The organism is Paucilactobacillus wasatchensis (assembly GCF_000876205.1).
In the GTDB taxonomy this organism is placed as follows: domain Bacteria; phylum Bacillota; class Bacilli; order Lactobacillales; family Lactobacillaceae; genus Paucilactobacillus; species Paucilactobacillus wasatchensis.
On record NZ_AWTT01000033.1, the window covers coordinates 1 to 23,275 of the forward strand.

At 39.4% G+C, this 23,275-nt stretch carries 23 protein-coding genes and 1 pseudogene; 18 read left to right on the forward strand and 6 right to left on the reverse strand.

What is annotated here, in order from left to right:
- The first annotated feature begins 274 nt into the window (after positions 1-274).
- From WDC_RS06545 to WDC_RS06565, 5 genes are all read left to right on the forward strand, one after another.
- Entirely contained in the window at positions 275-937 is a 663-nt protein-coding gene (locus WDC_RS06545; RefSeq protein WP_044011074.1) for a histidine phosphatase family protein, read from the forward strand.
- A 14-nt stretch (positions 938-951) separates the two neighbouring features.
- A complete protein-coding gene (locus tag WDC_RS06550; protein WP_044011075.1) occupies positions 952-1,629 on the forward strand; it encodes a tetratricopeptide repeat protein in 678 nt (225 codons plus the stop codon).
- Between the two features lie 23 nt (positions 1,630-1,652).
- Positions 1,653-4,133: an SF1B family DNA helicase RecD2 gene (gene recD2, locus WDC_RS06555; protein ID WP_044011076.1), complete on the forward strand. Its 2,481-nt coding sequence runs from the start codon at positions 1,653-1,655 to the stop codon at positions 4,131-4,133.
- Between the two features lie 87 nt (positions 4,134-4,220).
- Complete coding sequence (locus tag WDC_RS06560; RefSeq protein ID WP_044011077.1) at positions 4,221-5,216, forward strand: ribose-phosphate diphosphokinase; 996 nt, start codon at positions 4,221-4,223, stop codon at positions 5,214-5,216.
- A gap of 28 nt (positions 5,217-5,244) precedes the next feature.
- On the forward strand, positions 5,245-5,817 hold the full coding sequence (locus WDC_RS06565) for a TIGR01440 family protein (RefSeq protein WP_044011078.1): 573 nt from the start codon (positions 5,245-5,247) through the stop codon (positions 5,815-5,817).
- Between the two features lie 73 nt (positions 5,818-5,890).
- On the opposite strand, the gene WDC_RS06570 is transcribed toward WDC_RS06565, so the two are convergent.
- Positions 5,891-6,553 (reverse strand): histidine phosphatase family protein, encoded by a 663-nt coding sequence (locus WDC_RS06570; protein ID WP_044011079.1) that lies wholly within the window; start codon positions 6,551-6,553, stop codon positions 5,891-5,893.
- Positions 6,554-6,607: 54 nt separating this feature from the next.
- Entirely contained in the window at positions 6,608-7,033 is a 426-nt protein-coding gene (locus WDC_RS06575) for an ArsC/Spx/MgsR family protein (RefSeq protein WP_044011080.1), read from the reverse strand.
- A 245-nt stretch (positions 7,034-7,278) separates the two neighbouring features.
- Here WDC_RS06575 and WDC_RS06580 point away from each other — a divergent pair, with 245 nt between their 5' ends.
- A complete protein-coding gene (locus WDC_RS06580; protein ID WP_044011081.1) occupies positions 7,279-7,857 on the forward strand; it encodes a hypothetical protein in 579 nt (192 codons plus the stop codon).
- A 66-nt stretch (positions 7,858-7,923) separates the two neighbouring features.
- On the opposite strand, the pseudogene WDC_RS06585 reads toward WDC_RS06580, so the two are convergent.
- Positions 7,924-8,727, reverse strand: a pseudogene (locus WDC_RS06585) (2-keto-4-pentenoate hydratase).
- 493 nt (positions 8,728-9,220) lie between these two features.
- On the opposite strand from WDC_RS06585, the gene WDC_RS06590 reads away from it, so the two are divergent.
- The 4 genes from WDC_RS06590 (at position 9,221) to WDC_RS06605 (ending at position 12,322) form a co-directional block, all read left to right on the forward strand.
- Positions 9,221-9,853 (forward strand): BglG family transcription antiterminator, encoded by a 633-nt coding sequence (locus WDC_RS06590; protein ID WP_044011082.1) that lies wholly within the window; start codon positions 9,221-9,223, stop codon positions 9,851-9,853.
- A gap of 82 nt (positions 9,854-9,935) precedes the next feature.
- On the forward strand, positions 9,936-10,454 hold the full coding sequence (locus WDC_RS06595; protein WP_044011083.1) for a hypothetical protein: 519 nt from the start codon (positions 9,936-9,938) through the stop codon (positions 10,452-10,454).
- 291 nt (positions 10,455-10,745) lie between these two features.
- Positions 10,746-11,909, forward strand: a complete 1,164-nt coding sequence (locus tag WDC_RS06600; RefSeq protein ID WP_052497816.1) for a LysM peptidoglycan-binding domain-containing protein — start codon at positions 10,746-10,748, stop codon at positions 11,907-11,909.
- Positions 11,910-12,109: 200 nt separating this feature from the next.
- Complete coding sequence (locus WDC_RS06605) at positions 12,110-12,322, forward strand: hypothetical protein (RefSeq protein ID WP_044011084.1); 213 nt, start codon at positions 12,110-12,112, stop codon at positions 12,320-12,322.
- A gap of 43 nt (positions 12,323-12,365) precedes the next feature.
- On the opposite strand, the gene WDC_RS06610 is transcribed toward WDC_RS06605, so the two are convergent.
- Together WDC_RS06610 and WDC_RS06615 are read right to left on the reverse strand one after the other, a co-directional pair.
- Complete coding sequence (locus WDC_RS06610) at positions 12,366-13,337, reverse strand: diacylglycerol/lipid kinase family protein (RefSeq protein WP_044011085.1); 972 nt, start codon at positions 13,335-13,337, stop codon at positions 12,366-12,368.
- A 154-nt stretch (positions 13,338-13,491) separates the two neighbouring features.
- The gene (locus WDC_RS06615; RefSeq protein WP_044011086.1) at positions 13,492-13,704 is read right to left on the reverse strand and encodes a DNA-directed RNA polymerase subunit epsilon; all 213 of its coding nucleotides are present in this window, start codon (positions 13,702-13,704) and stop codon (positions 13,492-13,494) included.
- 151 nt (positions 13,705-13,855) lie between these two features.
- On the opposite strand from WDC_RS06615, the gene WDC_RS06620 reads away from it, so the two are divergent.
- Complete coding sequence (locus WDC_RS06620) at positions 13,856-14,341, forward strand: hypothetical protein (RefSeq protein WP_044011087.1); 486 nt, start codon at positions 13,856-13,858, stop codon at positions 14,339-14,341.
- 70 nt (positions 14,342-14,411) lie between these two features.
- On the opposite strand, the gene def is transcribed toward WDC_RS06620, so the two are convergent.
- On the reverse strand, positions 14,412-14,972 hold the full coding sequence (gene def, locus WDC_RS06625; RefSeq protein WP_044011088.1) for a peptide deformylase: 561 nt from the start codon (positions 14,970-14,972) through the stop codon (positions 14,412-14,414).
- Between the two features lie 271 nt (positions 14,973-15,243).
- Here def and pdhA point away from each other — a divergent pair, with 271 nt between their 5' ends.
- From pdhA to typA, 7 genes are all read left to right on the forward strand, one after another.
- On the forward strand, positions 15,244-16,350 hold the full coding sequence (pdhA, locus tag WDC_RS06630; protein WP_044011089.1) for a pyruvate dehydrogenase (acetyl-transferring) E1 component subunit alpha: 1,107 nt from the start codon (positions 15,244-15,246) through the stop codon (positions 16,348-16,350).
- A 2-nt stretch (positions 16,351-16,352) separates the two neighbouring features.
- The gene (locus WDC_RS06635) at positions 16,353-17,324 is read left to right on the forward strand and encodes an alpha-ketoacid dehydrogenase subunit beta (RefSeq protein ID WP_044011090.1); all 972 of its coding nucleotides are present in this window, start codon (positions 16,353-16,355) and stop codon (positions 17,322-17,324) included.
- Between the two features lie 39 nt (positions 17,325-17,363).
- A complete protein-coding gene (locus WDC_RS06640; RefSeq protein ID WP_044011091.1) occupies positions 17,364-18,668 on the forward strand; it encodes a 2-oxo acid dehydrogenase subunit E2 in 1,305 nt (434 codons plus the stop codon).
- 7 nt (positions 18,669-18,675) lie between these two features.
- Complete coding sequence (gene lpdA / locus WDC_RS06645; protein WP_044011092.1) at positions 18,676-20,097, forward strand: dihydrolipoyl dehydrogenase; 1,422 nt, start codon at positions 18,676-18,678, stop codon at positions 20,095-20,097.
- Positions 20,098-20,245: 148 nt separating this feature from the next.
- Positions 20,246-20,530 (forward strand): UPF0223 family protein, encoded by a 285-nt coding sequence (locus WDC_RS06650; RefSeq protein ID WP_044011093.1) that lies wholly within the window; start codon positions 20,246-20,248, stop codon positions 20,528-20,530.
- Between the two features lie 4 nt (positions 20,531-20,534).
- Entirely contained in the window at positions 20,535-21,302 is a 768-nt protein-coding gene (locus tag WDC_RS06655) for an inositol monophosphatase family protein (protein ID WP_044011094.1), read from the forward strand.
- A gap of 101 nt (positions 21,303-21,403) precedes the next feature.
- A complete protein-coding gene (typA, locus tag WDC_RS06660) occupies positions 21,404-23,248 on the forward strand; it encodes a translational GTPase TypA (RefSeq protein WP_044011095.1) in 1,845 nt (614 codons plus the stop codon).
- Positions 23,249-23,275: the final 27 nt, after the last annotated feature.

The window sequence follows — 23,275 nt, forward strand, 5'->3', positions numbered from 1 at the left end:
AAAAAAGAAAGCCTAAATTGCGTATGCAATTTAGGCTTTTGTATTGAAACTACTTGTATGTTACAGCCAATTGAGTTTTAACGTGTTCATTTTAGCAAAAATGAATATTGCTTAGATCCTATAAAATTGGGATGTTGCTAATAGCAACTAATGCAGGTAACGAAATTAGAGGCTCACATTGATAATTTTAAAAAAAGTGATTTGATTTAACGCAGGCAAAGAAAATTATTGGTATAATTAATACATTATTGTGAAGTGCTATAAAGGGAGTAAAATGACAAATCTGTATTTTGTAAGACATGGTAAAACTGAATGGAATTTGGAATCACGTTATCAGGGAGCTCATGGTGATTCACCACTATTGCCAGAAAGTTATGCTGAAATTAATTTATTGGGTAATTTTTTGAAACAAATTAAGTTTAAGCATGTTTATGCTAGTCCAATTAAGCGGGCACGAGTAACCGCCTTTGAGTTGTTACGAAATCTCAATCAGACAATTCCGGTGACCCTAATGAGCCAATTAGCGGAATTTAATTTGGGACAAATGGAAGGAATGCTATTTCAAGACGTACGGCAAAAATTTCCACATGAATTTGATGCATTTCGTAATCATCCAGAGCAATACGATCCCACCAAAATTGATGGAGAAAGTTTCCCCCAGTTGATCAACAGAATGGGTGGCGCAATAAAAGAGATTGCTGCCGTATACGCGAACAGTGATAGCAATATTTTGATTGTATCCCATGGTGCAGCCTTAAATGCTGTGATTAATGCGTTACTAGGCGTACCATTAGCTCATTTGAGAGATCGTGGTGGATTAGCTAATACGTCCACTACGGTTTTGCAAACCAGGACAGGGCAAGATTTTAATTTGGTTAAATGGAATGATACCAGTTACCTCCAAAAAACAGGCGGGGATCCAACTGATACCATTTAAAAGGGGTGAAGTGAATGTCAGAGAAAAGCAGTCAAGCAGATATTAAGGCACAATCTGAAAAATTAGTTAGCAAATTAGTACAAGATATCGATGCAAAACCTGACCAAGTTCAAAATTACTATGATTTAGGTTCCCTACTAACACGATTGAAAAGTTATGCGCAGGCCGAGGAATTATTTATGAAGGCGCTGGGGCGTTTTAAGAACGATAACGCTGCTACCGGCTTGTTACAATATGGCCTGGGGAATTTATATTATGAGGTTGGTAAAACTGATCAGGCGTTGAAGCAGTATGATGCATTACAAGATAGTAAGTTAAAAGCGGATGCTTATTTGATGATGGCGCAAAGCTGGATGAAAAAAGATGATTACAAACGGGCAATTGCGTATGGTCTCACCGCACATGATTTGCGGCAACAAGATCCGGAAATTAATCAAGTCCTAGGTGATGCTCTATTGGCCAGTGGGAGCTTTGTTCAGGCTAAAAAATTTTATGATCAAATTTTATTACGGCACCCCGGACGTGCAGACACTCAATTTAATCGTGGCTTAGTTGCAATGGTATTGGGAGAAGAATATCAGGACTACTTGTCTCAGGCTCAACAACTTGATCCTGACTACTATCAGCGCAGTGAACAACGTATCGCAGGGATTGAAAAACTGTTGCGGGAGCAAAAAAATAACCAAAAATAATTTATCTAGAGGAGATGACCAACATGGACAATTCAATTTCGCTGTTTGATGGTCCAAGTGAGTCATCTTTTTTGATCGGCAGAGTTTTAACGACTTTTTTTGCCAGTGCAGATAACTTTTATAAGGTTCTGTTGGTGCAGGTGATGGAAAACAATTTTGACTGGTCCCAGGAAGAAATTGTGGTGACAGGAAATTTTGGTGATATCAACGAGGAAAGTGATTATAGATTTGAGGGGCAACTGGTTGATCATCCCAAGTATGGGCAACAGTTTCAATCAGTTACGTATCATAATGCCCAGCCGACTACTAAAGAGGGGTTAGTCAATTACTTGTCTGGTGAGCAATTTAAGGGAATTGGTAAAAAAACAGCTACTAAGATAGTTGATTTGCTGGGAACTGATGCAATTGATCAGATTGTCAAAGATAGCTCCGTGTTAACACCATTACATTTGCGACCCAATTTGATTAAAGTGTTGATTGACAATTTAACTGAGAGCCAAGGAACAGATCAAATTATCATAGGTTTGAATGATTTTGGATTTGGCAGTTCTTTATCGGCCGCTATTTTCGAAAAATACAGAGATGAGACCCTTGAAGTGATTGCAAAGAATCCGTATCAATTAGCAGAAGATATTGATGGTATCAGTTTCAAGCGGGCTGATCAAGTTGCAGACCAAATTCACATCGCTGGTGATGATCCACGGCGAATTAATGCTGCAATTTTGCAGGTGCTGGATGAAGTCACAATGCAAAGTGGGGATACATACACCAGCGCTAAGCCATTATTGAATGAATCATTAAGATTATTAGAAGCAAGTCGCAATGTTGTGATAAATCCCCAGCAGGTAGCCGATCAATTGATCGAATTGACTAAGTTAAATAAATTAGTTGCCCAAGACGAAAGAATTTATCCAAGTGCGCTTTTTAATGGTGAGTGGCAAATTGCACAACATTTGTATCGGTTGGCCTCCGATCGGCCAATTGAAATTAAAGTAGACGAAATTCATAAAGTAGTCGCCAAAGTCGAAAAACAGCTTGGAATCGACTATGATGAATCGCAAGAACAAGCAATTAATTCAGCAATGCAGTCGCATGTCTTTTTGTTGACCGGAGGCCCCGGAACTGGTAAAACAACCATTATTAACGGCATTGTAGCAACATTTGCCAAGCTACACGATTATTCGCTGGATATTAATGAATACAAAGACCGGCCGTTTCCAATTCTGCTGGCCGCACCAACTGGCCGGGCTGCTAAACGGATGAGTGAAACGACTGGTTTACCAGCTAGCACGATTCATCGGCTACTGGGCTTAAATGGACGTGAGCAAGCAACGGACATGAACGTTGCCGATTTAGCAGGAGCACTGTTGATTGTTGATGAGCTTTCCATGGTGGATACGTTATTGTTTAAAACATTGCTCAAGGCGGTTCCAAGCTCAATGCAAGTCGTGTTAGTTGGTGATAAGGACCAATTACCATCCGTGGGTCCAGGACAAATTTTTCACGATCTATTGAATTTTGATAAATTACCCAAACAAGAATTGACACAAATATACCGTCAATCTGCTGAATCATCCATTATTCCATTAGCCCATGCGATTAAATTAGGTCACATGCCACCTGATTTTACCAGTGCTTTTCCGGATCGTTCGTTCATTCCTTGCCGTGCGGATCAGGTTGCAACTGTCGTTGAGCAAGTTACCGAAAAAGCGCAGCAACGAGGCTTTAGTGCTAGCCAAACACAAGTATTAGCTCCAATGTACCGAGGAAATGCGGGAATTAATCGGTTGAATGAATTGGTGCAAAACGTGTTCAATCCACTGAATAAAACAAAGAAAAAAGAGGTTGAGTTTCGAGGTGAACATTTTAGAATTGGTGATAAAGTACTTCATTTAGTTAATAGTCCTGAAAATAATGTTTTTAATGGTGACATTGGGACTATTGTTGGCATTGAATTAAATGTTAAAGGGGGAAAAGGACCTAAAACAGATCAGATTACGATTGATTTTGATCAAATAGAGGTTATCTACTCTCGAAATGAATGGCAACGAATAACACTAGCCTATTGTATTTCAATTCATAAATCACAAGGCAGCCAGTTTGATATGGTTATTTTGCCAATGGTGCGCCAATTTAGTCGCATGTTGCAACGTAATTTATTGTACACGGCAATTACGCGTGCTAAAAATAAGTTGATTATGGTAGGTGAACCACAAGCTTTTGAAATGAGCATTCAAAACGAATCTGTTAACCGGAAAACCTCACTGAATTTAAGGCTAATTGATGTTTTTCAAGGTCAGTCGATACCGGACTCTGTTAATCAGTTATCAATCGCGGCGGTTGAGGAAACTAGCAATAGGACGTTAGACTCCAACGAAAATGATCAAGCCGCTAGCCAAGAACAACCGCCAGTTGACTATACTTTGACGGTGCAATTAGTACAAAATGGACAGGTGGATCCGATGATTGGAATGCACGGAATTAGGCCAGCTGATTTCAGTTGATTTGATTGAAATATAGGCCGGGTAACTTGCATATTGCAGGGATTGTTGCGATAATGAAGGCGAAGTTAATTTTGGAGGAGCCCAGGGATGACTGAAATTAAAAATGCAGCGAACGTAAAGTTATTTACTCTAAATTCTAATCGGCCACTAGCGCAAGCAATTGCCGAGCAGATTAATATTCCGCTCAGTGATGCAACGATTAAACAATTTGCTGATGGAGAAATCCAAATTAGCATTGATGAAAGTGTTCGAGGTTGTGAGATTTATGTAATTCAATCGATTTCTGATCCGGTGAATTCAACCTTAATGGAATTGTTGATTATGATTGATGCCCTCAGACGAGCTAGTGCTAAGACGATCAATGTGATTTTGCCCTATTATGGGTACGCACGGCAAGATCGCAAAGCACGATCCCGAGAACCAATTACAGCTAAATTGATTGCGACATTGTTAGAAATGGATCGTGCGGACCGTGTGGTGACGTTGGATTTACATGCTGCCCAAGTACAAGGATTTTTCAATATTCCAGTAGATCATCTTTTAGCTGCGCCACTGTTGGCTAACTATTTTTATGCCAATGATTTAACTGATAATATCGTAGTGGTTGCTCCAGATCATGCTGGCGTAACTAGGGCACGTAAATTTGCAGAGATTTTAAAGGCGCCCATTGCCATTATTGATAATCGTAACCCGGAAGAAATTGAGCGTAAAACTGAACAAGTGCCAGAATATGTGATTGGCGATGTAACGGGTAAAACGGCCATTATTATTGACGATATCATTGATACTGGTGTTCGCATGGCAGTTTCAGCAACTGCAATTAAAAATTTTGGTGCTAAACGGGTTTTTGCCTGTGCTACCCATGCTGTTTTTTCCGGGGATGCAATGACCAAGATTGATGATTCAGCCATTGAGAAAATGATTGTTACAGACTCTATCAATATGCCGAACGAAAAAAAGAGCGACAAATTGATTCAGCTTTCAGTTGCACCTCTGTTTGCGGCTGCGATTGCACACGTTCACAATAATGAGCCCGTTGATTCATTATTTATCAGTTCCGATAACACAAGTGCACATATTTAACTAAATTAAGATAGGGAGGCAATTTATCATGGCAAGTTTTGATTTAATTACAGCAGAAGACCAGTTAACCAAGGGCGTCAATGAATTTTTAGATGATGCTAAGTTTGCACCAGATTCTTTAATCGTCCTTGGTTCTAGTACAAGTGAAATTCAAGGACAAAAGATTGGTAAGCATTCATCAATTGATGTGGGTCGAATGGTGGTCAAAGTGATTTTTAAAGCAATTAAGGCTCACAAATTGCATGTTGCAATTCAAGGGTGTGAACATATCAATCGGTCGTTATTGATGGAGCGGACTGAAGCTGATAAGCGTGGTTTTGAACAGGTAACTGTTTTTCCTGCGTTACACGCGGGCGGGGCCACTCAGGTAGCAGCTTATGAACAATTCGAGGATCCAATTGAAGTTGAACATATTGTTGCAGCCGGTGGAATTGACCTGGGTGATACATCAATTGGAATGCATGTTAAATTCGTTCAAATTCCCGTTAGAACGTCAATTAAAGAAGTTGGAGAAGCACATATTACGTACCTAAAGAGCCGGCCCAAATTAGTTGGTGGTCAACGGGCATTGTACGAATGGCATCCAATTGATAATAATTAATTTTACAAATTAGTTTTTTTATTTTGAAATTAGTAAGCAAAAATGAGGCTCAGGGGACATAACGTTCCCGACCTCATTTTTTTGTCGTAAGGTTGTAATCTAAAATACTAGTTTGGTTTTCACTTAGGAGTAATTTGGTTACACTGCCATTTGCTGGGAACTGGTGCACAGGGTCAAAGCTAGAATTACCAAATCGAATTGTGAGAGAACGAATCAAGGTACCATGGGCAACAATTAATATTCGAGCGTGATCAGGTTCATTGACGAGCAGGTTAGCAAGTCCGGCGTCAACACGTTGCCAAAATTGGTGGCCAGTTTCAGCTAGATGAAGCGGATCTGCAGCGTGCATTCGGTCACGCACTACACCTGGTGAAACATGTTCTAGCATTTGAGTTTGATTACTAGCACCATATGGTGTGGCAATGGTGTGCCAAACATCGTGATTATCTAATCCCTCAAAGCCACCAAAAAACGCCTCACGAAAACTAGCAGATTGTTTTGGCGCCCCATTAAATGAATTGTTTTTGGCAATGATATAATTGGCCGTATCAATTGTGCGTTTCATATCTGAGGAGTAGACGGATTGGAAACTTGTATTTGCCAGCCACTCACCGGTCTGTTGTGCCACCCGAATACCGTTTGGTGTTAAGGGGGAGTCCGACCACCCCTGCAGTTTGTCCATTGTATTAAATAATGTTTCACCATGTCTAATAAAATAAAGTTCTAATTGTTTCATTACTTCTGCTCCTTAGAAAGTAAAAGACTTGTCATTTCTGACAAGTCCATTGTATCATGCTAGTTTAATATTTTGCCCATTGCCAGGTGTTAATTTAGCAAACAGAGCAGATAACTCTAACTTACGCAATTTTTTAGGAACAAACATTCCAACTTTCTCCAAATCAAATCCAGTCATTAATTTATGTTTATCAAACATAATTGGATTTTTCAAAATATGGGGCGTTTTTAAAATTGCTGCAGTTAATTCTTTAATTGTCATTTGATCGGGGTCCATATTTAAGGCTTTGGTATCCTTGGATCGTTTTGAAATTAATTCATCTGTACCATCAATTGATAATGAAAGTAAATGCATTACTTCATCTTCAGTCAGCGGCTCATTTTCGATGTTTCGTTGACTGGCGATGACATCATGTTCTACTAACCATTTAACAGCCTTACGTTTGGAAGGATCATTTGTGTGAAAATATAAATGGACCATGTAATCGCCTTCTCTTTAATTGATTGAGACATAGTTTAACTCACTTAGAGCAGTACAAGCAAATAATTTGAACAATAAATCTGTCATTTTTTAACAATCTGTTAAACCAAGCTAAAATAGAGTGGATTATTGCGATTTAATTGATACACAGCTACTTGTGTATTGAATTTTATGAGCAGTAGTGATAATTTTAAATGAATTAAACTATCATTTTACTATATGATATTTGAAAGGAGTAATTTTATTTGATAAATCGTAAAATAACAGACGGTTTTAACAGTAAGGATGATTTTGAAAATTGGCAGCCGTTGACGTGGGGCAAGAGTTTGGTGGAACGCCAAAAACGAGATGAAATTCCGAATGAGAAGCGTAAATCCGGGCAGGCTGAAGGTCTTTATGATCAATATATCGGTATGCTGCACGAGTCTGATGAGCCAGTAGAGCGCCTGAACGAAAACGGTATTTTGCCGTTTGATGAATACGATTCACTTAGCTATGTCCCATTCAAAGAGCTGGCTAGTCCACTTCAATTTGAGGTTTGGTACGTGACAGTCTATCTAATTGGTTCACGGCAACCTAAGTACATTTCATCGATTAAATTTACTAGGGGTGCCGACGCGACGATTAAATTATGTGACAATAAGGATGATGCCCTTCCTTTTATTGGTGCATATTCTCTTTCAATCGCACAAAGAGCGCTGGGGATTCGGGATCGAATTGATGTTGCTCACGTTGATCAGGAATTTGACACAAGGATTCTCAGTGTTGATGATATCCAAAATGATGGTTATGCGAAAATTGGTTGGCCAGACGAAGAAGTTTAAATTTATTATTTAACAAAAACAGCGGCACATCAATGAACCATTCATTAATGTGCCGCTGTTTTTGTGTTATTTAACTTGCAGATCAACGTCGCCAAGTCCGCTAGTGAAATGGCATGTATAGTGACCCGCTTGCAGGTGAGGAGGCAATACGAAGGTACCACTTGAAACGTGCTGCCCTGCTGCCAAAGTTAAACCTTGACTAGCCAATTTTTTTACCAACCATTGAAGTGAATTGAGAGGATTGCCTAATACTTCACTGGAATCTCCCTTGGCAAGTGAGTTACCATCTAGCTTAAGTTCAGCTTTTACCCGGCTAAAATCGTCAACTGTGAACTTATTACTATCAACTTCATCACCAAAGACAACCCGACCAGCAACTGCATTATCTGACATTACCATCAATTTGGATAACGCAGGGAACCAATCGCTAAAGCGTGCATCGGGCAATTCAAGGGCGGGGGCTACCGTTGTTTTTTGCCGTAGATCTTCCACTGAGTCCTCAGGGGACAAGTCACTAGTTGCAGTGAAAACAAGTTCAACTTCTACCAAGGGCTCCATTAAATCACTCAATTTGACGTTAGCAGGTGATTTAAGCCATTGATGTTTAACCTCAGCGCCATATAAAGGCGAATCTGCATCGAACATGTCTTGAGTTTGTTTACTAGTCAAGCTGACCTTATAGCCGCCAACTGGTTCATGTTTTAGTTGAGTGAGGGCATATTGTACTCGATAACCGGAGTCATCATCTGTCACCAAATCTTTGTACTTAGATTAGTCAAGCTTAGTTTGAGTTTGTAACGCGTCGAAAAGTGCTTGCGCAAATTTACTTTCTGTTTTTGTTAAGTCTGTTAAATTCGTTGTATTTTGCATAATATGTATTCCTCCAAAAGTTTAATTTATATGTAGTGAGTTGAACAAACTGCCAAGATTAATTAGATCAGCACCTCCTAAATATTAGATTTCCATCAGACAAAAAAACACGTCCTGTTAAAAGGACGTGTTACCGTGTACCACCTTAATTCTCATTACCATCACTAGTAATGACTTAGTAACTGATTAACCATCAGTTCCCAAATAATGGTGGTTGGCCATTAAACAGTCAATTCAATGACTGTTTAACACTCATAGGCGATCTTCGTTTAGCGGGCCTCATACCCATTCTCAGCAACCAGGGCTTTTCTGTAAAAGACAACCAAAAAACTACTTCCTACTCATCGTGTTCTCATCTAATTTTAATACTTAAACATTAACACGATAATTTATTTTGTCAACAAATACTTCAAAATTGTTGCTGTAAGGTTGTGTAAATGGCATAAAAAGATGATAATACAATTAGAGTAATTTTAGATGGAGGGACAAAATAATGGTATCAATAGATTCTAAGGTAATCGAGTTTCGTAATTTGATCGCACTAAAATTGTTAAGTCATGCACCAGAAAAAATGTTAATTCAAACACTAGCAGACAATAGTGCACGTGAATTGACAAGCGACGATTTGCCAGTGATTGAATTGATGTTAGAAGCGTTTGATCTAATCCTTGACCATAGCGTAAATGCAGTCCGAATTAATGGTTCAGAAACTAATATTCGCCGGGCAATGCGCTTGATTTTGCAGGATTTTCAAAGTAAATTAGACGTTGACCCTGATCAATTAATTGCTGAATATCCTAGTTTACCTGCACCAGCACAGGCCCAATTATTGGCACAGGTTAATGAAATAAAAATTGCGCAACCACAACTAAGTAATCATTCCTTGAACTATTTAACAACCGAGTTATTTATTTTGTACTGTCGTTATTCACAAGGAGAGCCAAGCCCATATCAATTAAATCAAATTTTTACTAGCGGGCAGCTGGCGATGATTCAGGGTAATCAACCGATTTTTACACTGGCACAGTCATTAGTCGCGGGAGTCAGTAAAGCAGTAAAGACGGAATTAAATGAAATCGAAAGTTATTATTTAATGCTCAAAATTTGGCTCAGTGTTCAAAACTAAAAGAAAATCAGTTACAAATGCACTTGTTTACGCATTTTAGTAAATGAGTGTTTTTTTATTGAGGTGGAAGGAAAAGTAAACGATGAAAATTTCTCGTAAAGTTATATTTTGGTTGGGTGGGGTGATAGTTGCTGTCATTATATTGAGTATATTTTTGATGGTGACTAATCAGCCAAATACTAGGATACGGACAAAACAAAATACACAATCAAGTATCAAAGTAGTAAATCCTACCGGACAGTGGCAAGGAAAGCAAAAATATTCACAGGGTGGTAGCGTTACTTTGAAGGTATATTTTCTCAGTAATAACCGTTATCGATTGATTGAAACTAACACAGTTAGTCAGTATTGGATTCGTGATTATAGTGGTATTTATCGACGCAGTGACAAAAAAATGATATTTACCCCCAAACAAATAAAAGTTAGCACATATACCAGTAAACAGGCATTAGTTAATAAGGTGGTAGCCACTTCTCAAGAAATACCTCAAAGCGAATTTCATAAGCAATTTGGTAATCAACAACACAGTCAGCTGACGTTACAACATCAGCAAATAACGATTATCCACGACCACGAAAAAATTGGTTTGCATCGAATTTAGTTTCGAAATGCCGGTTCACACATGATGTAACAGAATTGTAATATTAATATTTAATCGAATTCATTTTGGTTTACAATCCTTATTAAATCAGCACTTTGACTTATACAAATAAAAAAATAAGATTCTAGATTTTTACTTGTATAAGTTTATAAAGTGTTTTCATATTACAAATAACGTGTTATGCTGTTAACAAGTTTAAGATAGTTTTAAAACAATTAATTTTGAAATATGAATTTAATAAATTTTTATGTTGGTCGCTGGCTTTTTGTTGACTATTAAGGAGTGTTGTTAATGTCTAGTTCTAGTTCAAAGAATACTAATAAGTATGCTAAAAACATAGTATTGGGTACATTTGGTGCTTTAGGGTTGTTTGCTGTTGGTACTCAGAGTGTAAAGGCCGATACAGTTAAAGTGCAAGCTGGTGACACGGTTTGGGATTTTGCACAAAAGTATGGTATTTCTGTCAGTGACATCGAAGCGCAAAATACCAATGTAAAGAAGATTAGTTCAAGTGTTGACTTGATCTATGCTGGGCAAACGTTAACGCTAAGCAGCTCGACGAGTACTTCTGGACAAAATAGCAGCGCGGTTAGTTCGACAACTAGTGCCGTTTCCTCAACTGCTTCTGCTGCCGCTGTTGATGGTAAATATACTGTCCAAGCTGGTGATACTTTAAGCGAATTGAGTGCACGGTTTGGCATCTCAGTTGCAACTCTTCAACAAATCAATCAACTCAGTGATAGTAATTTGATCGTTGCAGGTCAAACATTGAGTGTGACAAGTGCTGCTAGTGCTGCTAGTTCAGCTAGTTCGGCCTCAAACACATCAGCTACTAGCGCTGCAGAGCAAACAGCAACCGAAGATTCCGCTGCTAGTGCGGCAAGTAGTACAACAAATTCTAGCGAAGCAGTTGCTAGTTCAGCTAATACAACGGCTACCAGTTCTACTGCAAGCAGCACCGCTGCTTCGAGTGCAACTAGTAGTTCAAAGACTAGTACAACAACTTCGAGCAGTAGTACTTCAACAACACAGCAGTCAACAGCCAGTTCAGCAACTTCCACTGCTAGTTCAACTTCCAATAACAGTAATTTAGCAACAGGATCGGTTGTAAGCTTAGCTGTTAAGTTGGCTAACGCAAATATTCCGTATGTCTGGGGTGGTAACAGCCTGAGTGGAATGGATTGCTCTGGTTTAGTTCAGTATGTTTATGCCAATGCTGATGGCATCAGCTTGCCACATAATACTGTTGCACAGGAGGCTTATGTTACTAAGCACTCTGTTGCGAGTGCTAAGCCTGGTGATATTTTATTCTGGGGTAACTCAGGTGCAACATATCATGACGCAATTTATATTGGAAATAACCAATTTGTGGCTGCACCAAGTACCGGTCAAAATGTTAAGGTACAAACGATCAGCAGTTACTTTATGCCCAGCTTCGCAGGTACTGTAAAATAAAATTTTAATTATCCACTTTAAAAAAGCGGCCTGTTGGTCGCTTTTTGTGCATTATTAGCGTTATCAATAGATAATTACTAGTCGATGTAACGTAATTGTAATCTTTAAAAGGTTAACTTTTGGTGCAGATGGTGGTATATTCAATGTTGCAAATTTGAATTTGCTTTTGATACTTTACTTAGTTAAGGGGAGTGTTTGAGGTGAGTAACAGGTTTGAGATTCAACAAGAGCTAACTGACACTCAAGGTGATCTTAATCGTCTATGCCAGCAAGAAGCTCGACAGGCTAAATCTAATAGTGGGGTTGGCGCTGTCACAATTGAACCTCGTTATGGAACAGAAATGAATGCTTTACGAGAGAAATGCAGTCAGTTACGGATGATTCTGGATGCAATGGAAGCTTCTGAAGATTAAACAGGTCTCTTAGAAAAGCAACAAAAAAGATGAAGTTATTACTTCATCTTTTTTTGTTGTCTATTTTTTTTATGGACGTATCAATCCAAAAGGGATATTGCGTGATATTCATTGATAAGTCAAAAAAGCGATTTCCCATTATTTCTCCATCAATTTGACCGTGTTCAATTGATGTGGTGGTGAGATGAATCTGGTTATTCTTAAACACGTGAACAAATCGAGATTTAAGATGTTTACCCAAAATAATTAAAATTGCGACCCATAAAATGATTAACCAGTTTTTTCGTTCAATGACGATAAGTTCTAAGTCAGGTTTTTGAACGGATGCATCAGGTAAGATAGCAACACCACCGCCAAAATAGGGATGGTTCGAGGTGGTAACAAGGAAGGCTTTTTGAAACAAGGTTCGTTGTTTATTGACCTGAACCATCAGTGGAAAAGGATCTTGGTTGTACAACACGCTGATGACCGATGACAAGTATGCTAATGAGCCTAGGTGATATTTATTTAGCCGACGTTTATTGGTTGAGGTGTTTGTCCGGCTGACAACTGCTGCGTCAAAACCAATCCCAATATTATTGATAAAGTATCCTTTTTCATTTTTCATGCTCTCAAGGTAGTGACCGATGTTGATCATCATTGGTTGATGGCAATTTAAAATTTGATTCAGTGCGTCAAGTGGCTTAGACGCCATACCGAGTCCACGAGCAAAATCATTACCAGAGCCAGCTGGAATGTAAGCTAATGGCGTTAGGCTAGTTTGTTGAGAGCTCATTGCACCGTTTAATGCCTCATGCAATGTACCATCTCCCCCAATTACTAGGATAACTGGTCGGACAAATTGTTCGATATTTTTAATGTATTGTTGGGTTAAATAGGTGGTGTGACCGGGATATTGTGAAATTTCAAAGGTATAATTGATATTTTTTTGCTGCAACACAGGTTGGATAAGTTCCCAAGTAGCTTTTGCATTGCCACTCCCAGCATGTTCATTTAGAATGATTAGAAAGGTCATATGATGCATTTCCTCCGTCGAACACAGATAAATATATTATACAAAATTCAATTGAAAAAGCCTAGAGAAAAATGCTATTTTTAAGTAGTTACGTACAACAAAAAAAGAACCAGCGACAAGGTAACTTGCCACAGCTCTTTTTGTGGATTGTTTGCTAAAACTTACTTAACTTAAAATCAGGTTCTTTTTGTTCATACTCAAGTGCCGCTTTACTCAATCCTTCAATATACTCAATGTTATATGTCGTGTTTTTTTCAACAATGATCCGGGCCTGTGCCTCAGAATCAGTTTCTACATACAAAGAATGAGTAGTTTCACGCTTAGGATTGCGGACCTTAGTTTCTTGATAAAATACTTTAAAAACCATTATATATTGCTCCTTGTAAGTCAAAGTTAGTAAAACTCAATACTCTAATTTTAGCACATTTGATTGACTTAAGCTTCAATATTTATCGTTTTGCTACTACTGACCGGTAATAAAATGGTATGCTAAATACGTTAATGGTGGGGGTGACAAAATGCGTTTGATGATTATTATTGGATTAGCAGTGCTAGTTGCAATTGTAATTTATATTTTAGTGCACCATGAAATTACAAAACATGCCACATTGATTGTTCGTAGTGCGGCACAAAAAAGTACAGATGCAGCGATGCAAGCATGCTTACCTGTTTTAGCAAAGCAACAATTAGTTCAAAATAATGAGCTAAATTTTTCGCAATCTCAAACAGTTGCCGATGTTTGGGGCCGAGGAGTGATGGCCTTTGAATATGCATTAGTTGTGCAACACGTTTCACCAGACGAGTTGCAGCGGCTAGCACATGTTCTGGATGATGAATTACAAAGATATGGTGAAGCTAAGCAGATTGAACGAGTGCAATCTGCCAGTAAAGCTTTTGTCGTCACTGATATCTGGCTATTTGAAAACAAGTTACATTTTGATATTGCTTATTTGATGAATGATGCTACGTATGAATACGTAAAAGACTTGAAAAAAATAGGTTAAGTAGACATATTGTTATTAAATTCACAAATAGATTGATTAAAAAAGACATCCAATTACGGGATGTCTTTTTTTAATCAATCATAATTGTATCTTCAGGGGCGTTAAACGGTTGGTCCTTATTAATGTGATCATAAAATAATGTTCCATGTAAATGATCAATTTCATGTTGGCACACGATTGCCGGATAGTGTTTTAATCGAATGGTGTGCGATTGGCCGGTAACGTCCTGATAGCGTAGAGTGATACGATCATGTCGGGGAACATATCCAGGCACATCCTCGTCCACAGACAAACAGCCTTCTCCTTCAGTTAGTGCGCCCGCTTGCACAGATTCGCTAACAATGACCGGGTTAATAATCACATCTTTAAATTCTGGTTTGCCGTCTTCCTCAATTGCTGGGACAAGAACCGCCGCCATTTGTTGTGATACTCCGACTTGTGGTGCAGCCAGGCCAACGCCGGCTCGTAGTTTATATTTTTCGCAAAGCTCAGGATTTTGACTAACTTCTAAATACTCCATCATGTCCTTGGCTAATTGTTGATCCTCATCTGAGAGCGGAAAAGTTACTTTGTCTGCCTGTTGTCGTAATACTTTATTACCATCTCTGGTGATATCTTTCATTAAAATCAAATTGGTTCATCTCCAGTTATTGTTTCAAAATTCCACAGTATTTAGTTTAGCATAAAAAAAATCAAATGAGAACACGATCATTATTCAAGATTGTGAATTATTGAACTGTTTAGTAGATTATACTTCTAATACAAAAGCTTCAAGTTTGAACATGAAAGGGCTTGCATTAATATGGCTCTGGTGTATACTTTGAATTGTAGTTAAAGTGAAGCGCTTACACTGAGGTTCTGTCGGCGCCAATCGAAAAGGAAAGGAAAGGAAAGTGTTAATTATGGCTAAAGAAAGTAAGAAAGCCGTTGACTTTGAAAAGATCAAAGCCAATCTTGGTCAAGAGTTCAAGCCAGTTCAAATCTTAAATAGTGATGCAAAAGTCGTTGACGAAGATTTGATGGCTAATTTTTCTGATGATCAGTTAGTTGATTTTATGAAAAAAATTGTTTGGGAGCGGGCATTACATGAACAAACAATGAACTTTTCTCGTCAAGGACGTCTAGGCTTCTATGCACCTACTGCAGGAGAAGAAGCTAGTGAAATGGGAACGGTTTCCGCTTTCAAGGATAATGATTTTCTTTTACCTGCTTACCGTGATGTGCCTCAATTAATTCAACATGGTGCTACGGTGACAGAAGCCTATTTGTGGTCACGTGGACATGTTAAAGGAAACCAGTTTAAAGCGCGGGCGCTAATGCCACAAATTATTATTGGTGCACAAATGGTCGAAACTGCTGGTGTTGCCTTGGGATTAAAGAAAAATGGTGAGGATGCTGTTGCGTTTTCATATACCGGTGATGGTGGTACTTCGCAAGGTGATACCTATGAGGGAATGAACTTTGCTGGTGCTTTTCAGGCACCAGCGGTCTTCATTATTCAAAATAACGGTTTTGCTATTTCGGTCCCACGTAAGAAACAAACTGCTGCAGCAACCTTAGCACAAAAGGCTGTGGCTGCTGGAATTCCTAGTGTTCAGGTTGACGGAATGGACGTTCTTGCTTGTTATCAGGTTGCCAAGGAAGCACGTGAATTTGCAGTAGCTGGCAATGGTCCGGTGATGATTGAAACATTAACTTATCGTTTTGGTGCCCATAGCAGTGCTGGAGACGATCCTAGTCGTTATCGAACAAAGGAAGAAGAACAGCCCTGGTTTGATATTGACCCATTAATTCGAATGCGTAAATTCCTAACTGAAAAGAAATTATGGTCCCAAGAACAAGAAGACTCATATGTTGAAGAATGCAAGAATTCATTTAAAGATGCAATTAAAGAGGCAGATGGTGTTGAGCCTGAAAAAGTTTCTGACATGTTAAAACACACGTTTGAAGTACCAACACCGGATATTAAAAAGCAAATTGCCGAATTTGAAGCAAAGGAGTCGAAGTAATCATGGCTAAAAAATCATATATCCAAGCAATTACCGATGGGTTAGATATTGTTTTAAATGAAGATCCCAAGACTCTGATTTTTGGTGAAGATGTTGGGAAAAATGGTGGTGTTTTCAGAACAACACAGGGATTACAAGAAAAGTACGGGGAGGATCGTGTGTTTGATACTCCATTGGCTGAATCAGGTGTTTTGGGTTTGGCAATTGGGTTAGGTTTAACCGGCTGGCGCCCAATTCCAGAAATTCAATTTATGGGGTTCACGTTTGAAGCGGTTGATTCAGTTGCTGGTCAAATGGCTCGGACACGGTTTCGATTTGGAGCCGAAAAGAATCTACCCATCACTATTCGGACACCATTTGGTGGTGGCACTCATACTGCAGAAATGCACGCTGATAATCTAGAAAACTTCTTTACGGGAATTCCCGGATTACGGGTTGTCACACCAAGTAATCCATATGATGCAAAAGGGATGGTAATTTCAGCAATTGAAAATAATGATCCTGTTTTGTTCATGGAAAACTTGAAGTTGTATCGTTCGATGAAAGACGATATTCCTGATGAAAAATATACTGTTCCATTGGATACCGCTAAGGTGGTTCAAGAAGGAACGGATGTCACGATTGTTGCTTATAGCGCTGAAGTCAATGAGTCACTAAAAGTGGCTGAAAAACTAGCAAAGGAAAATATTTCAGTTGAGGTAGTTGATTTACGTTCGTTGTCTCCAATTGACACAGATACTATTTTTGCTTCAGTTGAAAAAACACATAAAGTCGTCGTAGTACAAGAAGCACAGAAGATGGCCGGAGTTGGAGCACAGGTTGCTTCCGAAATTTCAGAAAATGCAATCATGTCCTTAGACGCCCCAATTGCAAGAGTAGCAGCCCCTAATAGTGTTTACCCATTTGCACAAGCAGAAAATGTTTGGATTCCAGCTGCTGACGACATTGAAGCAAAGGTTCGTGAAGTACTGTAGTACTAGGATTGAATACTAATTAGAAAGGAAGTTTGTTTTATGGCATTTAAATTTAAACTCCCAGAACTTGGCGAAGGTATGGCTGAAGGAGAAATTGCAACTTGGCTTGTTAAAGAGGGAGACAAAATTAATGAAGATGATTCATTAGTTGAAATTCAAAATGATAAATCAGTTTCTGAATTACCTTCTCCGGTAGGTGGAACAATTAAAAAAATTGTAGCGCAAGAAGGCGATACAGTTGAAATCGGCGATACGTTAGTAGAAATTGATGATGGGTCACCGGATACTGCTGACGATGAACCAGCTTCAGTAAAAGAAGAAACAGCGACATCGGATGATGCTGACAATAAAGAAGCTACTCCGGCACCTGCTGCGACAGGTGAAGGTGTTGCACCACTAGCTGAGCCTAATAAACTAGTGTTGGCAATGCCATCAGTTCGTCAACACGCACGAGACAAAGGTGTTGATATTAGTCTTGTTCAACCGAGCGGTAATCACGGGCAGGTTCTACAAGCAGATATTGACAACTTTAATGGTGCTAGCGCTCCAGCTGCTAGTGCTGCAACCAGCACACCAGCTGCCGCAAGTGCTACTAAAGCAGGCGGTCAGGCCGTCAAACCGTACAAGTCAGATCAACCAGAGCTAGAAACACGTGAGCCAATGTCACAAATGAGAAAGATTATTGCTAAATCAATGCGCACTTCTAAAGACATTGCTCCACATGTTACCTCATTTGACGACGTGGAAGTTTCAGCTTTAATGGCTAACCGTAAGAAATATAAGCAGGCGGCGGCCGATCAGGGGATTCATCTAACATTCTTGCCATACATGGTCAAGGCACTTGTTGCCACTATTAAGAAGTTCCCCGAATTGAATGCATCGATTGATGATACGACGCAAGAAATTGTATATAAGCATTATTACAATATTGGAATTGCAACCAATACTGATGATGGCTTGTATGTTCCAAATATTAAGGATGCTGATTCAAAAGGTATGTTCGAAATTGCCAAAGAAATTAGTGAAAATAGCGAAGCAGCATACGCCAAGAAATTGAGTGCTAAGGCAATGAGTGGTGGTTCTATTACGATCAGTAATGTTGGCTCAATTGGTGGTGGCTGGTTTACGCCAGTAATTAATCAACCTGAAGTGGCTATTTTGGGAGTTGGTAAAATTGCCAAGGAACCATATGTGAATGAAGATGGTGAGATTGTGGTTGGTAATATGCTGAAACTATCTCTCAGTTATGATCACCGTTTGATTGACGGTGCCCTAGCACAAAATGCGTTAAATTATATGAACAAATTGCTTCATGATCCAGCAATGTTGTTAATGGAAGGATGATTGTCACATGGCAGATGTTGAAGAAAAAGAAACAGTGATTGTTGGTGGAGGACCTGGTGGCTATGTGGCTGCTATTCGTGCTTCTGAATTAGGCCAAAAAGTGACTTTAATTGAAAAAGGAACTCTAGGTGGGGTTTGCTTAAATGTGGGCTGTGTGCCATCCAAGGCGTTAATTAATGCAGGCCATCGATTACAAGAAGCTAATGATGCTTCAGTGTTTGGTATTACAACTCAACCTGCTACAATTGATTTTGCTAAGACGCAGGAATGGAAGCAAACCAAAGTTGTGGACCGTATGACTAGTGGTGTCACGATGCTACTAAAAAAACATAAGGTTGAAGTCATCCAAGGCGAAGCATTCTTGGACAACGATAGCCAACTACGGGTTATGTCAGTTGGACCTAAACAATTCATGGATAATGGTGGTGGTGCCACTTTCAAATTTAAAAACTTGATTTTGGCGACTGGCAGCCGGCCAGTTGAAATTCCGAACTTTAAATTTGACGGTCGTGTTATCGATTCCACAGGAGCTCTCAGTTTACCTGAAGTGCCCAAGGAACTAGTTGTTATTGGTGGGGGCTATATTGGAACTGAATTAGCTGGTGCTTACGCTAATCTAGGTGCTCATGTCACCATTTTAGAGGGAACACCGTCAATTTTACCTAACTTTGAAAAAGATATGATTTCTGTTGTTGTCAAGAAGCTAAAGAAAAAGGGTGTTGATGTTATTACCAGCGCCATGGCCAAAAAGTCAGTTCAAGATGATAAGAGTGGCACGATCACTTATGAAGTCGATGGTAAGGAAACAACTCTAACAGCCGATTATTGTTTAGTTTCAGTTGGCCGTCGACCAAATACTGATAACTTTGGTCTAGAGATGACCAGTGTCAAGTTGGATGATCATGGGTTAGTGGAAGTTGATGAACAAGGTCGTACCAGTGTTAACAATATTTTTGCCATTGGCGATATTGTTGCTGGACCAGCACTTGCACATAAAGCCTTCTTTGAAGGAAAAACGGCAGCGGGTGCAATTGCTGGCAATAAGACAGCTAACGATTGGGTCGGAGTACCTGCAGTTTGTTTCGCTGATCCGGAATTAGCAACGGTCGGAATGACGGCAGCTCAGGCTAAAGATGAAGGCTTAGAAGTTGATACTGCTAAGTTCCCATTTGCTGGCAATGCGCGGGCTGTGTCGTTAGATCAGCCAGATGGATTTGTGCGGCTAGTTTACACTAAGGATGGGGGCAATTTGGTAGGCGCTCAGGTAATTGGACCTGAAGCAAGTGACTTAATTGCAGAGCTATCACTGGCAGTTAACGGTGGCATGAATGTTGAAGATATTGCTTTAACAATTCACCCACACCCAACTTTGAGTGAACCAATCCAGGAAGCCGCTGACGTGGCGCTAGGATATCCAACACATATTTAAGTTGAACGTTAATTGATTGATTAAAAAGAGCCGATCACATGAGCGGCTTTTTTTGCGTCACTAAAACAGTCTGATGTTTGAGTCCTATTTTGATTTGCGGTAATATGAAAAAGATGAGTGATTAAAAACTAGTTATTGTGAGGTTGTAATGGAAAAAAATTATAGTTATCCGTTAAATGCTAATTGGAGTAACGAAGAGTTAGCAACGGTAATCAAAATGTTTCAGTTAGTGGAAGACGCGTACGAAACAACAGCACTGCGGACTGATATTTTAAATCAGTATCGGGCATTTAAACAAATTGTTAATTCAAAATCAGCAGAAAAGCAGCTTGGTCGTGATTTTAAAGCAGAATCTGGTTATGAGTTGTATCAAGTGATCAAAACGGCACAGACAAGTGAACACCAGACAATTCACATTGTAGAGGAGTACTAATGTGATGGAAAACATTGCACAAATTGATCAAAAAATTCAAGCCTTAATGTGGCAGATGAGAAAAGAAACATTAGTTAAAATGCAGCAGCCATTTTCTATTGATGAAAAATCAGGTCGTAAAGATTTAGTCACCACGATTGATAAAAGTAATGAGCAAACAATTATTAGCAAGATTCGTGAGCTGGATCCTACCGCTCAGATTTTAGGGGAAGAGGGATTTGGCGATCAAGTAAACCAGATAAATGGTCGAGTTTGGTTAATTGATCCACTTGATGGCACCATGAATTTTGTCATGCAGCAAAACAATTTTGCAATTATGATTTCGTTATATGAAGATGGTATTGGTGTGGTGGGCTACATTATGGATGTGATGAATCAGAAGCTTTATCATGGAGGCACTAATGGAGTGTTTATCAATGATCAGCAAATTGAGGCACCTGCCAATTTACATTTAAAGGATGCGTTAATCGGAATCAGTGGGCCGTTATTAATTGATAATAATCATAATCTCCAGCAGATTGCGCGACAAAGTAGAGGCCCGCGAATGTATGGTAGTGCAGGCATTGAGTTTGCTAAAGTGCTTACAGGTGAATTAGTTGGTTATGTTTCATATTTGCGTCCATGGGATTTTGCAGCAGGTAAAATTTTGGCCCAAGCATTGAATCTGCAGGTAAAAACTATTGACGGTGGGCCGCTTAGTATGCTATCATCTAACGTTGTATTAGTCGCGACAGAACGTGCAAGTAAAGAAATCGTTACACTTGCAAATTGATTTGGTTGACTGTGACCGCTTGTCACAGTTTTTTTATGCCAATAACCTGCCAATTGTGATACTCAGAAACAAAGTTTTTATATCGAAGGGAAGAAATAATTTTGAAATTACGAGATGATATCCGCAACATTGCTATTATTGCCCACGTTGACCACGGTAAGACAACGTTAGTTAATGAAATGTTAAAGCAATCTGATACTTTAGACGAGCATACCCAAATTGAAGACCGTGTTTTGGATTCTAATGCCATTGAACGTGAACGAGGGATCACAATTCTATCAAAGAATACCGCTGTTCGTTATGGCGACAAGCAAATTAATATTCTGGATACTCCAGGTCATGCTGACTTTGGTGGTGAAGTTGAACGAATTATGCGGCTAGTCGACGGTGTTTTATTGGTCGTTGATGCATTTGAAGGAACAATGCCTCAAACCCGATTCGTGCTGAAAAAAGCGCTTGATCAACATCTAACACCAATCGTGGTAATTAACAAGGTTGACCGTCCTGGCGCTCGCCCAGAAGAAGTCGTGGATGAAGTACTGGACTTGTTCATTGAGTTAGGTGCTGATGAAGACCAGCTAGATTTTCCAGTTGTTTATGCTTCAGCAATGAACGGTACATCAAGTTATGATTCTGATTTGTCTGCTCAGGAACACACGATGAAGCCAATTTTCGACACAATTGTTGAAAAAATTCCGGCACCAATTGACAACTCAGACGAACCATTACAATTTCAAGTAGCAATGCTTGATTATAACGATTTCGTTGGCCGAGTTGGAATTGGGCGTGTTTTCCGTGGCAAGATCAAAGTCGGGGACAACGTTACCGTTATGAAGCTTGATGGCTCACAAAAGAATTTCCGGGTTACTAAGTTATTTGGTTTCTTTGGTTTGAAACGATTAGAGATTGATGAAGCCAAGGCTGGAGATTTGTGCGCGGTTTCTGGAATGGAAGATATCAACGTTGGTGAAACTGTTGCTGCTACTGGTACACCGGAAGCATTACCAATTTTACGAATTGACGAACCTACTTTGCAGATGACTTTCCGGACAAATGATTCACCATTTGCTGGCCAAGATGGTAAGTTTGTTACTTCTCGTCAATTAGAAGACCGTCTTAAGTCTGAATTGCATACGGATGTTTCTTTGCGGGTCGAAGATACTGATTTGCCCGGTGCCTGGGTTGTCTCAGGCCGTGGTGAACTACATTTATCAATTTTGATTGAAACACTGCGTCGTGAAGGTTACGAACTGCAAGTTTCTCGGCCAGAAGTTATTTATCGTGAAGTTGACGGTGTTATGGGAGAACCCTTTGAAGAGGTTCAAATTGATACCCCTGAAGAATATACTGGCGGTGTGATTGATAGTTTGTCACAACGTAAGGGTGAAATGCAGAACATGGAATCGACTGACAATGGTCAGACTAGATTGACGTTCTTAGCACCTTCACGGGGCTTAATCGGTTACTCAACTGAATTTATGTCAATGACTCGTGGTTATGGAATTATGAACCATACTTTTGAGAAGTATGCTCCTGTAATCAAGAACTGGCATCCAGGTCGCCAAAAGGGCACTTTGGTTTCCATGAACTCTGGCAAGGCAACTACCTATGCAATGATGGGAATTGAAAGCCGTGGAACATTATTAATCGATCCCGGTACAGATGTTTATGAAGGTATGATTGTTGGTGAAAACAGCCGTGAAAACGACATTACTGTTAACATCACTAAAGGTAAAAACCTAACCAACGTTCGTGCTGCTGGATCTGATGACATGGCTCGAATCAAGACACCGACTCATTTGTCACTTGAAGAATCATTGGAGTTCTTGGATGATGATGAGTATTGTGAGGTAACACCTGAAAATGTGCGTTTACGTAAGCAAATTCTAGATTCTAATATGCGTGAAAAAGAAGCTAAGAGACGCAAAACAGCGTCTAAGAAGTAATAATATAATTTAAACTAAAAAAATGGG